This is a genomic window from Pseudomonas sp. 7-41 (genome assembly GCF_021233075.1).
In the GTDB taxonomy this organism is placed as follows: Bacteria; Pseudomonadota; Gammaproteobacteria; order Pseudomonadales; family Pseudomonadaceae; genus Aquipseudomonas; species Aquipseudomonas veronii.
Map to the genome: position 1 here is coordinate 6,013,531 of NZ_CP089551.1, position 12,253 is coordinate 6,025,783.

Genomic DNA, 12,253 nt, shown 5'->3' on the forward strand with positions numbered 1-12,253 from the left:
TCATGGCAGCACCTGGAAATGCCCGGTCTCACTGATTAACGGTTCGATAATCGAACACATCTACCGCCATCGATTGACCAAATTAACCATTCAGTACATTTTATCCGCACAACGAACAATAACTGTGGAGATCCCCTTATGCCGCCCATCGTGCTGGTGCTCAACGGCCCCAACCTCAACCTGCTCGGCACCCGTGAGCCCGCCACCTATGGCCATGAAACCCTGGCCGACATCGCCACGCTGTGTGGCCGCAGTGCCGAGCAACTGGGGCTGACCATCGAATTTCGCCAAACCAACCACGAAGGCGAATTGCTCGACTGGATTCACGGCGCCCGCGCCCGTTGCGCCGGTATCGTGATCAACCCGGCGGCCTGGACCCACACCTCGGTGGCGATTCGCGATGCGCTGGTGGCCAGTGAAGTGCCGGTGATCGAGGTGCATTTATCCAACGTGCATGCGCGCGAGCCGTTTCGTCATCACTCGTTCGTGTCGCCCATCGCCAAGGCGGTACTCGCCGGGTTTGGCAGCCACGGCTATCACCTGGCCCTGGAACATTTCAGCCGCACGGTGAAAGGATGAGCCTGATGAAACCGCGCGTCCTCGCCGGCCTGATCGGCGCCGGCATCCAGGCCTCCCGCACGCCCGCCCTGCATGAACAGGAAGGTGACGCCCAAGGCCTGCGCTACCTGTATCGCCTGATCGACCTGGAACCGCTGCAGCTGGACATCAATGCCCTGCCCGACCTGCTGCAGGCCGCCGAGCAGATGAACTTCACCGGGTTGAACATTACCTACCCGTGCAAGCAGGCGATCCTGCCTTTACTCGATGAATTGTCCGACGAGGCCCGGGGCATTGGGGCGGTCAACACCGTGGTGTTCAAAGCGGGCAAACGCATCGGCCATAACACCGACTGCCTGGGGTTCGCCGAAGGTTTCCGACGCAACTTGCAGGATGTCGTTCGGCGACGCGTGGTCCAGATGGGTGCCGGCGGCGCAGGCGCGGCGGTGGCCCATGCGCTGCTGGCGGAAGGCGTTGAGCACTTGAGCATTTTCGACGTGGACGCCAGCCGTGCCCAGGACCTGGCGGATAACCTCGCACACTGTTTCGGCCCGGGACGGGCCCAGGTCGGCACCCATCTGGAAAACGCCATGGCCGAGGCCGACGGGTTAGTGAACACCACGCCGATGGGCATGGCCAAACTGCCCGGCACGCCCGTGCCGCCGGCCTTGCTGCACGCGCAATTGTGGGTCGCGGAAATCGTGTATTTCCCACTGGAAACCGAACTGCTGCGCAACGCCCGCGCCTTGGGTTGCCGCACTCTGGATGGCGGCAACATGGCAGTATTTCAGGCGGTGAAGGCGTTCGAATTGTTCAGTGGCGTAGTGCCGGATGCACACAGGATGTTGGCGCACTTCCAGAGCATGAAGAGCTGACGGCCGAAACCGCATCCAAATGTGGGAGGGAGTTTGCCCCTCCCACCGTGAATCCGCGCCAACCTCAGGTTTGCAGGTAACGCAGCACCGACTCGCAAATCATCTGTCGATGCCGCTGCTTAACGGCCTTGTCCGACAGTTCGATCTGAAAAATCTCACTGAACGTATGGCGGTTGGATACGCGATAAAAACAGAATGAGTTGATCAGCAGGTGAACGTCCAGCGGCTCCAGCCCCTCGCGGAACAGCCCCATTTCGGCGCCACGGCGCAAGGTCGTGCCCAGCGCATCCAGGATGTTGCTGTTCATCGCCTTGATTGAATCGGAGCGCTTCACGTACTCGGCATTGTGGATATTTTCGATGCAAACGATACGCACGAAATCCACGTTCCGGTCGTGGTGATCGAAGGTGAATTCCACCAGCCGACTGATCGCTTCGCGCGGTTCCAGGGCCGTGAGGTTCATGCGTGATTCGGTGTTGCGGATATCGCCGTAGAGCTTCTCCAGCACCTCGACGTACAACTGCTCCTTGCTGCCGAAGTAGTAATAGATCATGCGTTTGGAGGTGTGGATACGCTCGGCGATCGCATCCACGCGAGCGCCGGACAGGCCCTGCTGAACAAACTCGACAATGGCTTCTTGCAGTATGTTTTCGCGGGTCTTTTCCGGGTTGTTCTTGCGACTCTTGCGCGGTGCGTCTGACACTGCGGAGAGATCGGGAGTCAAGGTCATGGTGCGCTCACGGCCGTTTTTTATTGTGCAGGCCGCGATTATGGGCCGCGGCGCGCCCCGAAGGAAGCACCGGCCCTGCCGTCACAACCGTGCCTGGCGTACCGCACCACTGCGCGACTTGGCCATCGCCGCCAGACGCACCGCCACATTGGCCGCACCGTAGCCGGCGTAGCCATGCTTGCGCTGGATGATCTCGAAGAAAAACCGCCCTTCGAACGGCTCGGTGTACACATGAAACAACTCACCGCCCTGGGCGTCGCGGTCGTACAGCACGTTGTAGTACGCCAGCTCGCTGAGGAACTCGTCGTCGAAATCAAAGCGCGCCGCCAGGTCGTCGTAGTAGTTGAGCGGGATATCCAGCAGCGGCACACCCGCCTCCTTGGCCCGGCGCACTTCGGCGAAAATATCCGTGCAGTCGAAGGCAATGTGATGCACACCCGAGCCGCGATAGCTCGACAGCGCGTGGGAAATCGCGGTATTGCGGTTTTCGGAAATATTCAGCGGCAAACGAATCGAGCTGCAACGGCTGCGCAGCGCACGGCTTTTCACCAGGCCATACGGATCAGGCAGCACCACTTCGTCATCGGCCTCGAAATCCAGCAAGCTCTTGTAGAACAGCACCCAGCTGTCGAGGCTGTCGGCAGGCAAGGCCATCGCCATGTGGTCGATGCGCAAAAGCCCGCCGCTGGTGGCAGCGGCCGGTTGCAGATTGAAATCGGTGTCGTATACGCCTTCGCTTGGGTCCACCAGGTAAATCAGGCTACCGTCCGGCGCGCGCACCGCCGCCAATTCCAGCTCATTCGGCCCGACCAGGCCACGATACGGCTGGCCCTTGTAGGCCACCGCCCGCTCCAGGGCCTTGGCGCTGTCCTTGACCCGAATCGCGGTGGCGCACAGCGACGGCCCATGCGCCTCGAAAAAGTTGTGGGCGAAGGAGTAGGGCTCGCAGTTGAGGATCAGGTTGATATCGCCCTGACGCAGCAGGCTGACGCTCTTGGAGCGATGCTGGCCGGCCTTGACGAAGCCCAGGCGCTCCAGCCATTGGGTGAGCTTGGCGCCGAGGTCTTCGTCCACGGCAAACTCAAGGAACTCGATGCCGTCGTATTCGCTGGCGGGCGGGGTTTCGAAGAGAATATCCAGCGGTGCGGCAGGGCGTTCCTGCGCCAGGCGTTGGCGGGTTTTCTCTTCGAGGTAGAGCAGCGAGCGCAGGCCGTCCGCCGCGTTGGCTCGGGTTGGCGCGGCGCGGAAGCCGTCGTTGAAGATTTCCAGGGACAGCGGCCCGGTATAGCCGCTCTTGATGATCGGCGCGAGAAAACCCGCCAGGTCGAATTCGCCTTGGCCGGGGAAGCAACGGAAGTGTCGGCTCCACTCCAGCACATCCATGGCCAGGATCGGTGCATCGGCCATCTGCACAAAGAAGATCTTGTCGCCGGGGATCTCGGCGATGGCGCTCGGGTCGCCCTTGAGCGACAGGGTGTGGAAGCTGTCGAGCAACACCCCGAGGCTCGGGTGATCGACCTGACGCACCAGGTTCCACACCTGCTGCCAGGTGTTCACATGCCGGCCCCAGGCCAGCGCTTCATAGCCGATGCGCAAGCCACGGCTGCCGGCGCGTTCGGCGAGCAGGCTGAGGTCATCGAGTAGAATACGTTCATCGCCCACGCAATCGGCCGAGGCGTTGCTGCACACCAGCACCAGGTCGGTGCCCAGCTCGTGCATCAGGTCGAATTTACGCTCGGCGCGCTCCAGGTTGCGCGTCAGACGGTCGCGGCGGCAGCCTTCAAAGTCGCGGAATGGCTGAAACAAGGTGATAGCCAGACCCAAGTCAGTGCATATTTGCCTGACTTCCCGCGGGCTGCCGTCGTAATACAACAGGTCGTTCTCGAAGATCTCGACCCCATCAAACCCGGCGGCAGCAATGGCTTCGAGCTTTTCCGGCAGGGTGCCGCTCAAGGAAACAGTGGCGATGGAACGTTGCATGGGGCGACTCCCGGCAATTGTTATTTACAGTAAATTATTCGCCCCCTAGCCTAATGCAGCAATTGAAATGTACGAACCAGTTAGTTTTCAGGGCGATTATCGAACACAATGGGCATTGGCGAATTGACGATTTTTTAGCCACTGCGCACCATCGATTCCGTAACAAAACCCAGAACACACCATAAAAATTTCAAAAACGGGTAAACCCTCATGCCTTCGCAAAACTCAGTCCTGGCTGCGCGCCCGGCCAACCCGCACGCCGGCATCGGCGACAAGATCCGCGGTGCAATGGCCGTCGGTAAAACTCGCTGGGGCATGCTGGCCCTGGTGTTCTTCGCGACCACACTCAACTACATCGACCGCGCCGCCCTCGGCGTGATGCAACCGATCCTGGCCAAAGAAATGAGCTGGACGGCGATGGACTACGCCAACATCAACTTCTGGTTCCAGGTCGGCTACGCGATTGGCTTTGTGCTGCAAGGCCGGCTGATCGACCGCGTAGGTGTCAAGCGCGTGTTCTTCTGCGCGGTGCTGCTGTGGAGCGTGGCTACCGGCGCCCACGGCCTGGCCACCTCGGCCGTCGGCTTCATGGTTTGCCGCTTTATCCTCGGGCTGACCGAGGCCGCCAACTACCCGGCCTGCGTCAAGACCACCCGCCTGTGGTTCCCTGCCGGCGAGCGCGCAGTGGCCACCGGCATCTTCAACGCCGGCACCAACGTCGGCGCGATGATGACGCCGATGCTGCTGCCGTTGATTCTGCATGTGTGGGGCTGGCAAGCGGCGTTCCTGTGCATGTCGGCACTCGGTGGGATCTGGCTGCTGTTCTGGGGCTTGAAGTACTACAACCCGGAAGAGCATCCGACGGTTAAGCAGTCCGAACTGGACTACATCCAACGGGAAGTCGAACCGGAACAGCCCCGCGTCCCCTTCAGCCGTATCCTGCGCATGCGCGGCACTTGGGCCTTCGCCATCGCCTACTCGCTGACCGCACCGGTGTTCTGGTTCTACCTGTACTGGCTGCCGCCGTTCTTGAACCAGCAATACAACCTGGGCATCAACGTCACGCAGATGGGTATCCCGCTGATCATCATTTACCTGACCGCCGACTTCGGCAGCGTGGGCGGTGGGATTCTGTCGTCGTTCCTGATCGGCCGCGGGATGAATTCGATCAAGGCGCGGCTGCTGTCGATGCTGCTGTTCGCCTGCTGCATCATCGGGGTGATCATGGCCGCCGGTTCCAGCCAGTTGTGGGTCGCGGTGTTCGCCATCTCCCTGGCGATTGGCGCACACCAGGCCTGGACCGCCAACATCTGGAGCCTGGTGATGGACTACACGCCCAAGCACATGATGAGTACGGTATTCGGCTTCGGCGGCATGTGCGCGGCCATCGGCGGCATGTTCATGACCCAGATTGTCGGCCACATCCTGACCGTGACGAACAACAACTACACCGTGCTGTTCACCCTGATCCCGGCGATGTACTTCATCGCGCTGACCTGGATGTACTTCATGGCACCGCGCAAGATTCCCAGGGTCGACGCCTGATTCAGCGCCGCCGCTGCTGCCAGGCAGCGGCCAACCCGCTCATGCAGATCACCCCGATGCCGACCACCGTGGTCAAGTCGGGGGTATGCGCAAACACCAGCCAGCCCAACACGCCCGCAAACACGATCTGGCAATAGCCGAACGGCGCCAGCAAGGCCGGCGCCGCGAAGCGGAAGGCCTGGGTCAGCAGCAAGTGCGCAGTCATCCCGCAGGTGCCCAACGCCAGCATCAACACGCTGTGCCACAGGGTTGGCACTTGCCAGAAGAACGGCACCATCGCACTCATCACCAAGGTATTGCACAGGCCGGCGAAGAAGTTACTGGTGGTGGGCGTGTCGTATTGGCTGAGGATGCGCGTGAGCAGTTGGTAGAAGCAGAAGAACAATGCCGAGCACAGCGGCAGCAGCACCGCCGGGGTGAACAGTTCACCGCCCGGGTGGATGATCACCAGCACCCCGACAAACCCGCAGATCACCGCCAGCCATTGGCCACGCGTCACGTGTTCACCGAGCAGGGGCACCGACAGCGCCGTCACCAGGATCGGTGCGAGGAAGTTCACTGCGGTGGCTTCCGCCAGCGGGATGTAATGCAGCGCGGCGGTAAAAAACAGGCTGGTGCCCAACAGGCACAAGGCCCGCACCACCTGCATCCCCGGCCGTTTGCTGCGCAGCACGCGCAGGCCCGATTGCGGCAGGAAAATCCCGGCCATCAACAAGGTATGCACCAGGTAACGCGCCCACACCACCATCACGATCGGGTAGAACCCGGCCAGGAATTTGGACAAGGCGTCGTGGCTGGAGAACAGAAAAGTCGCCACCACAATCAGCAGAATGCCTTTGAAGGGATGGTTGACGCCGGAAAGTGGGGTGCTGACAGTCATTGAATTCTCTTGCGTGGCGGGCTGAACGCGGTGGTACTCAACCCGTTAATCTAGCAGTCGGGCATGCGTCTGCCCCAAGAGCATAACCAAACACAGTGCGAACAGCGCACTAAATCACTGCAATCGAGTCCAACGCTGCACGTTCGCCCCGGCGTTGCACACTTTTTAACCAAGGCCTTGCCGCTATGAAAAAAACTGTCTTTCTTCTGTCTACCCTTGCCCTGCTCGCCGCGTGCAACCAAGAGTCCAAGGCGCCCGCCAAACCGGCGCCGCCTTCCGTGCAAGCGACCCTGGTGCCGCAAACCCCACCCACCGACAGCTGGGTTGGCAAATGGATCGGCGTCGAAGGCTTGCACCTGACCATCGCCAAGGACGACAGCATCGGCCGTGGCCACTACCTTCTTACCATGCAATACGGCCTCGACGCCGACGCCGCCGGCACCTTCAAAGGTGAAGCGGCCGAAGACGGCATCGCCTTCACCCGCCCCGATGGCCCGCAACAGCTGCGCGCCGGTGACGGTGCGGCAACCGGGTTGAAATGGCTGGCGGATAAAAAGAACTGCCTGATCGTCGCCACCGGCGAAGGCTATTGCCGTTAATCACGACCATAATCAATCACGCTTAGCACACAGAGGATTGCCCCATGCTATGGAAAAAAGGCCGACGCAGCGACAACGTGGTGGATGCCCGCGATGACAGTGGCGGTGGTGGTGGCGGCATGCGTTTTGGCGGCGGCAAGGGCCTGAGCCTGACCGCGATTGTGTTGATCGTCGGCATCGGCTGGCTGACCGGCCAGGACCCGCTGCAGATCCTCGGCCAATTGACCGGCCAGTTGGAGCAGGCGCCCTCGGTGAGCACCCCGTCGCGCCAGGCGCCGCCGGCCAATGATGAGCAAACCGACTTTGTCCGTGCAGTGCTCGGCGATACCGAAGACACCTGGGCCCAGGTGTTCCAGGAAAACGGCTTGGCCTACAAGAACCCGAAACTGATTCTGTTCCGTGGCCGGGTCAATTCCGCCTGCGGTGGCGCCACGTCCGCCAGCGGCCCGTTCTATTGCCCAGCGGATCAGCAGGTGTACCTGGACCTGGATTTCTTCCGGGAAATGTCGCAACGCTTCCAGGCCGCCGGCGATTTTGCCCAGGCCTACGTGATCGCCCACGAAGTCGGGCACCACGTGCAGACCTTGCTAGGCATCTCGTCGAAGATCCAGGCTGCGCGCCAGCAAGGCCGGCAGATGCAAGGCGACGGCGGCCTGCTGGTGCGTCAGGAGCTACAGGCCGACTGCTTTGCCGGCGTGTGGGCCAACCGCGCGCAAAAACGCCTGAACTGGCTGGAACCCGGCGATATCGAAGAAGCGCTGAATGCGGCCAACGCGATTGGCGATGACCGTTTGCAGCAACAGGGCCAGGGCCGTGTCGTGCCAGACTCGTTCACCCACGGCACCTCGGCGCAGCGCGTGCGTTGGTTCAAGACCGGCTTTGCCCAAGGCCAGATCACTCAATGCGACACCTTCGCGGCCAAGAGTCTTTAAATGCATACGCGATTGCGAATGCTGCTGGGTGTGCTGGTCGCCTGCAGCGCCTCCACCTGGGCCGCCGAGCAGGGGGTCAAGGCGGTCAGCTCCGAGCGCTTTCACCTGACGGCCGGCGACCTCAGCCTCGGCTTGAGCCAGGACTGGAGTAAACCCCTGCCCAACGTCACCCGTGCGTTGATCATCGTGCATGGTCGCCTGCGCAACGCACAGACCTACCTGCAGAGCGCTGAAGACGCCGCCGAACATGCCGGGGTTGGCGGCACGACGCTGGTGGTCGCGCCGCAGTTTCTCAATGACTCGGACGTGAAACGCCATCACCTGGCCCCGCAAGTGCTGCGCTGGAACGGCAATGACTGGATGGCCGGCGAGCCCTCCACGGGCCCCGGCCAGGTCAGTTCCTACGGCGCCCTGGACCAGATTATCGAGCACCTGGGCAACCGCACCGTGTTCCCGGCACTGAAAGAGATTGTGGTGGCCGGCCATTCCGGCGGCGGCCAGGTGGTGCAGCGCTTCGCGCTCACCGGCCAGGCTCAACCGAGCCTGCAAAGCGCGGGCATCCGCCTGCGCTATGTGGTGGCCAACCCGTCGTCCTACGCCTACTTCAGCCCGCAGCGCCCAGTGCCGTTCAAGGTCGCCGACTGCCCTGGCTTCAATGACTGGAAGTACGGCATGCAACACCTGCCCGCCTATGCCAAGGGGCAAAGCGCCGAGCAACTGGAACAGGCCTATGTGTCGCGTGACATCACCTACCTGTTGGGCCGGCAAGACACCGACCCGAACCACCCGGCGCTGGATAAAAGCTGCGAAGCCGAGACCCAGGGCGCGTACCGCCTGATTCGCGGGCACAACTATTTCGACTACCTCAAGCAGCGCCACCCGCAACTGACCCAGAAGCTGGTGGAAGTGCCGGGGGTTGGGCATAACGGCGATGGGATCTTCACTTCGCCTGAAGGGCAGAAGGCACTGTTCTCTCAGTAATACCTGCAGAAACCGGCTCAACCTGTGGGAGGGGGCAAGCCCCCTCCCACATTTGATCTCTATTGCCCGGGCTGGATCATCCGGCGCAGTACCGCGCAGTCTGCGGCATGCCAATCAGCCAGCTCGGGCCACGGGTTCTCCGGCAGGTTGACCAACACCGTTCTGGTCCCCGCCGCCCGGCCGCAATCCAGGTCAAAGCGGTAATCCCCCACCATCACCATCGCACTGGGCGATACATCCCAGGCCGCCGCCAGTTTCAGCAGGCCGCCTGGGTCGGGCTTGGGCGGCGCATCATCGCGCCCCAGTACATCCTCGACGGCAAAGCAGTCCGCCAGGCCAATCGCTTCCAACGTCACATGCGCCAGCTCCCGCGCGTTGCGGGTCAGGATGCCCAGGCGACAACCCCGCCCGGCCAATTCCCGCACCAGTTCCACCGAGCCTTGCGCCGCGACCGAACCCAGCGCCAGCTCGCGCTCATGCTCCAGCAACCAGGCATGTTTGGCCGCCGCGACATCCGCCGGCAATGCTGCGAGGTGGGTGAGGATGTCATCCTCGGGCGGAATATCCAGCGCTACGCGAATGGCCGCGAAATCATGCACGGCCACCGTGAGGGTGCCGTCCATGTCGAACACCCAATGTTTAATCTGCGCCAGGCTCATGCCCAGTCCTTACGGTGGCGGATCAGGCCTTCCTGAGTGACCGAGGCCACCAGTTGCCCAGCGCGGTTGTACACGCTGCCCCGCGAAAAACCACGGGAATTGCCGGCCCACGGGCTGTCCATGGCATAGAGCAACCAGTCATCGGCGCGCAGGTCGGCGTGGAACCACAGCGCGTGGTCAAGGCTGGCGACCTGCATGTCTTTCTGCCACACGGTCTTGCCATGGGGCAGCAGCGACGTGGTCAGCAAGCCGAAGTCCGAGGCGTAGGCCAGCAGGTACTTATGCAGCGCCGGCGTGTCGGCCAGGGCGCCATCGGCGCGGAACCACACGTACTTGACCGGGTCGGACGGCTGCGGGTTGAACGGGTCTTTTTCGGTCACCGGGCGCACTTCGATCGGCTTGGGGCACAGCAACTTGTCGCGCATGTGCTCGGGGATCAGGTGGACGCGCTGCTTGGTCAGCTCCAGCTCCGACGGCAGGTTTTCCGGGCCGACCACCGCAGGCATACTGGTCTGGTGCTCGAAGCCGGCTTCGTCGTACTGGAACGACGCGCTGCAGGTAAAAATCGGGTGGCCCTTCTGGATCGCCGTCACGCGGCGTGTGCTGAAGCTGCCGCCATCGCGCACGCGGTCCACCGAATACACCACCGGCAATGCGGCATCGCCGGGGCGCAGAAAGTAACCGTGCAAAGAATGCACGTGCCGCTCGGCTTCTACGGTCTGGCTGGCAGCCGACAGCGACTGGCCGAGCACTTGCCCGCCGAACAGTTGGCGAAAACCCAGGTCCTGGCTGCGGCCGCGAAAGAGGTTTTCCTCGATCGGCTCCAGGGTCAGCAAGTCCACCAGATCTTCCAATACTTGGCTCATAGAGCAACTCCTACAATCTATGGGGCATTCCGGGCTGCTTATCCGTGCAGCGTGTCCAACCATTGGGCGCGGGTGATGCGGTACAAAACATGCGGGCGCAGCGGGTCATCGGCCGCGACCTTGGGGTGTTCAAAATCTGCCTGGGGATCGTAATGCATCCCGATGGCTTGCATGACTTTTTGTGATGGCAGATTGGTTTGGGTGGTGAAGGCGACGATTTCGTCCAACTGCAGGCGGTCGAAACCACAACGCAACGCGGTCCATGCCGCCTCGCTGGCATACCCCAGGCCCCAATGCTCACGCGCCAGGCGCCAGCCAATTTCCACCGCAGGGGTGAAGGCGGTTTCAAAGCTGACATTCTGCAACCCGGTCAGGCCGATGAACTCGCCGCTGTCCTTGCGCTGCAAGGCCCACAGGCCGAAGCCGTATTCGGCGAAATGCCCACGAATCCGGCCGATCAACGCGGCGCTTTCCAGGCGGTCCAATCGGGCCGGGAAATAACGCATCACCTGCGGGTCGGCGCACATGTGCGCAAACGCCGGCAGGTCGGCATCGCGCCATTGGCGCAGCACCAGGCGTGCGCTGTGCAATTCCAGTATCGGCTCCATGGGTCCCCCTCCCTTGCCATGTGCGTGAGTGTACCGCGCTGTTAAGATCCGTCGCAGGTTCCCGTCAGAAAATCCCATGCCTTTGCCATTGATCTACCACGATGATTACAGCCCCGAGTTCCCGGCGGACCACCGCTTCCCGATGGACAAGTTCCGCCTGTTGCGTGACCACTTGGTGTCCACCGGGCTGACCCAGGACAGCCAATTACTGCGCCCACCGCTGTGCCCGGCGGACATTCTGGCCCTGGCCCATGAACCTGGGTATATCGAACGCTACATGAGCGGCGAGTTGTCCCGCGAAGACCAACGGCGCCTCGGCCTGCCCTGGAGCGAAGCCCTGGCGCGGCGTACCGTGCGTGCGGTGGGCGGTTCGATCCTGGCGGCGGAGCAGGCGCTGGAGCACGGCCTGGCCTGCCACCTGGCCGGCGGCACCCATCACGCCCACTACGATTACCCGGCGGGCTTTTGCATCTTCAATGACCTGGCCGTGATCAGCCATTACCTGCTGGCCAGCGGCCGGGTCAACCGCGTGCTGATCTTCGACTGCGACGTCCACCAGGGCGACGGCACCGCGCGCATCCTCCACGACACGCCGGACGCGATCACCGTGTCGCTGCACTGCGAAAAGAACTTCCCGGCGCGCAAGGCCCAGAGCGACTGGGACATCCCGCTGCCCATGGGCATGGGCGACGCCGATTACCTCAAGGTGGTGGACGACGCGCTCAACTACCTGCTGCCGCTGTACCAACCGGACCTGGTGCTGTACGACGCAGGCGTCGACGTGCATAAGGACGACGCCCTCGGCTACCTCAAGCTGACGGACGAGGGCGTCGCCGCCCGCGATGAGAGCGTGATGCGCCATTGCCTGGGCCGCGACATTCCGGTGATGGGCGTGATCGGCGGCGGCTACAGCAAAGACCGTGTGGCCTTGGCCCGCCGCCACGGCATCCTGCACCACAGCGCGCAACGGGTGTGGACGTCATCAGGTTGTCATTGAAATATGGGCGTTACCCACAATGCCTGTGGAACGGCCTGTGGAT

Annotated in this window: 13 protein-coding genes; 7 read left to right on the top strand and 6 right to left on the bottom strand. The window is 62.3% G+C overall.

Going from position 1 to position 12,253, the window contains the following annotated elements; translation table 11 throughout:
- Window positions 1-138: 138 nt before the first annotated feature.
- Both aroQ and LQ249_RS27350 read left to right on the top strand, forming a co-directional pair.
- Window positions 139-579, top strand: a complete 441-nt coding sequence (gene aroQ / locus LQ249_RS27345; protein WP_232566032.1) for a type II 3-dehydroquinate dehydratase — start codon at window positions 139-141, stop codon at window positions 577-579.
- A 5-nt stretch (window positions 580-584) separates the two neighbouring features.
- Complete coding sequence (locus tag LQ249_RS27350) at window positions 585-1,433, top strand: shikimate dehydrogenase (protein WP_046482177.1); 849 nt, start codon at window positions 585-587, stop codon at window positions 1,431-1,433.
- A gap of 64 nt (window positions 1,434-1,497) precedes the next feature.
- On the opposite strand, the gene LQ249_RS27355 is transcribed toward LQ249_RS27350, so the two are convergent.
- Window positions 1,498-2,163: a TetR/AcrR family transcriptional regulator gene (locus tag LQ249_RS27355; protein WP_057005119.1), complete on the bottom strand. Its 666-nt coding sequence runs from the start codon at window positions 2,161-2,163 to the stop codon at window positions 1,498-1,500.
- Between the two features lie 81 nt (window positions 2,164-2,244).
- Entirely contained in the window at window positions 2,245-4,143 is a 1,899-nt protein-coding gene (gene quiC, locus LQ249_RS27360; RefSeq protein ID WP_232566033.1) for a 3-dehydroshikimate dehydratase QuiC, read from the bottom strand.
- A gap of 210 nt (window positions 4,144-4,353) precedes the next feature.
- Between quiC and LQ249_RS27365 the strand changes: the two genes are divergently transcribed.
- Window positions 4,354-5,688 (top strand): MFS transporter, encoded by a 1,335-nt coding sequence (locus tag LQ249_RS27365; RefSeq protein WP_046482183.1) that lies wholly within the window; start codon window positions 4,354-4,356, stop codon window positions 5,686-5,688.
- Window position 5,689: 1 nt separating this feature from the next.
- Here the strand turns inward: LQ249_RS27365 and LQ249_RS27370 are convergent, their stop codons facing one another.
- Entirely contained in the window at window positions 5,690-6,568 is an 879-nt protein-coding gene (locus LQ249_RS27370) for a DMT family transporter (protein WP_232566034.1), read from the bottom strand.
- 185 nt (window positions 6,569-6,753) lie between these two features.
- Between LQ249_RS27370 and LQ249_RS27375 the strand changes: the two genes are divergently transcribed.
- From LQ249_RS27375 to LQ249_RS27385, 3 genes are read left to right on the top strand one after another with little or no spacing between them, the layout of a single operon-like run.
- Entirely contained in the window at window positions 6,754-7,167 is a 414-nt protein-coding gene (locus LQ249_RS27375; RefSeq protein WP_046381968.1) for a lipoprotein, read from the top strand.
- A 44-nt stretch (window positions 7,168-7,211) separates the two neighbouring features.
- Window positions 7,212-8,099, top strand: coding sequence for a KPN_02809 family neutral zinc metallopeptidase (gene ypfJ, locus LQ249_RS27380; RefSeq protein WP_017848295.1), 888 nt, complete (start codon window positions 7,212-7,214; stop codon window positions 8,097-8,099).
- Window positions 8,100-9,080, top strand: a complete 981-nt coding sequence (locus LQ249_RS27385) for an alpha/beta hydrolase (protein WP_128191692.1) — start codon at window positions 8,100-8,102, stop codon at window positions 9,078-9,080.
- A gap of 59 nt (window positions 9,081-9,139) precedes the next feature.
- Here LQ249_RS27385 and LQ249_RS27390 read toward each other — a convergent pair whose 3' ends face one another.
- Genes LQ249_RS27390 through LQ249_RS27400 form a run of 3 tightly spaced genes read right to left on the bottom strand, consistent with a single transcriptional unit; the run spans window position 9,140 to window position 11,213 of the window.
- Window positions 9,140-9,739 carry an HAD family hydrolase gene (locus LQ249_RS27390; protein WP_046381966.1) on the bottom strand — a complete coding sequence of 200 codons (600 nt, stop codon included), beginning with the start codon at window positions 9,737-9,739 and terminating at the stop codon, window positions 9,140-9,142.
- Window positions 9,736-10,605 (bottom strand): acyl-CoA thioesterase II, encoded by an 870-nt coding sequence (gene tesB, locus LQ249_RS27395; protein WP_046381965.1) that lies wholly within the window; start codon window positions 10,603-10,605, stop codon window positions 9,736-9,738. The genes LQ249_RS27390 and tesB overlap by 4 nt, the downstream gene beginning before the upstream one ends.
- Before the next feature lie 38 nt (window positions 10,606-10,643).
- A complete protein-coding gene (locus tag LQ249_RS27400; protein ID WP_046381964.1) occupies window positions 10,644-11,213 on the bottom strand; it encodes a GNAT family N-acetyltransferase in 570 nt (189 codons plus the stop codon).
- A 76-nt stretch (window positions 11,214-11,289) separates the two neighbouring features.
- On the opposite strand from LQ249_RS27400, the gene LQ249_RS27405 reads away from it, so the two are divergent.
- The gene (locus LQ249_RS27405) at window positions 11,290-12,210 is read left to right on the top strand and encodes a histone deacetylase family protein (RefSeq protein ID WP_046482194.1); all 921 of its coding nucleotides are present in this window, start codon (window positions 11,290-11,292) and stop codon (window positions 12,208-12,210) included.
- The last annotated feature ends 43 nt before the right edge of the window (window positions 12,211-12,253 follow it).

Excerpts from the sequence above, each read along its gene's own strand:
- aroQ (WP_232566032.1), top strand. The coding sequence starts at position 139 with ATGCCGCCCATCGTGCTGGTGCTCAACGGCCCCAACCTCAACCTGCTC.
- LQ249_RS27350 (WP_046482177.1), top strand. The coding sequence starts at position 585 with ATGAAACCGCGCGTCCTCGCCGGCCTGATCGGCGCCGGCATCCAGGCC.
- LQ249_RS27355 (WP_057005119.1), bottom strand. The coding sequence starts at position 2,163 with ATGACCTTGACTCCCGATCTCTCCGCAGTGTCAGACGCACCGCGCAAG.
- quiC (WP_232566033.1), bottom strand. The coding sequence starts at position 4,143 with ATGCAACGTTCCATCGCCACTGTTTCCTTGAGCGGCACCCTGCCGGAA.
- LQ249_RS27365 (WP_046482183.1), top strand. The coding sequence starts at position 4,354 with ATGCCTTCGCAAAACTCAGTCCTGGCTGCGCGCCCGGCCAACCCGCAC.
- LQ249_RS27370 (WP_232566034.1), bottom strand. The coding sequence starts at position 6,568 with ATGACTGTCAGCACCCCACTTTCCGGCGTCAACCATCCCTTCAAAGGC.
- LQ249_RS27375 (WP_046381968.1), top strand. The coding sequence starts at position 6,754 with ATGAAAAAAACTGTCTTTCTTCTGTCTACCCTTGCCCTGCTCGCCGCG.
- ypfJ (WP_017848295.1), top strand. The coding sequence starts at position 7,212 with ATGCTATGGAAAAAAGGCCGACGCAGCGACAACGTGGTGGATGCCCGC.
- LQ249_RS27385 (WP_128191692.1), top strand. The coding sequence starts at position 8,100 with ATGCATACGCGATTGCGAATGCTGCTGGGTGTGCTGGTCGCCTGCAGC.
- LQ249_RS27390 (WP_046381966.1), bottom strand. The coding sequence starts at position 9,739 with ATGAGCCTGGCGCAGATTAAACATTGGGTGTTCGACATGGACGGCACC.
- tesB (WP_046381965.1), bottom strand. The coding sequence starts at position 10,605 with ATGAGCCAAGTATTGGAAGATCTGGTGGACTTGCTGACCCTGGAGCCG.
- LQ249_RS27400 (WP_046381964.1), bottom strand. The coding sequence starts at position 11,213 with ATGGAGCCGATACTGGAATTGCACAGCGCACGCCTGGTGCTGCGCCAA.
- LQ249_RS27405 (WP_046482194.1), top strand. The coding sequence starts at position 11,290 with ATGCCTTTGCCATTGATCTACCACGATGATTACAGCCCCGAGTTCCCG.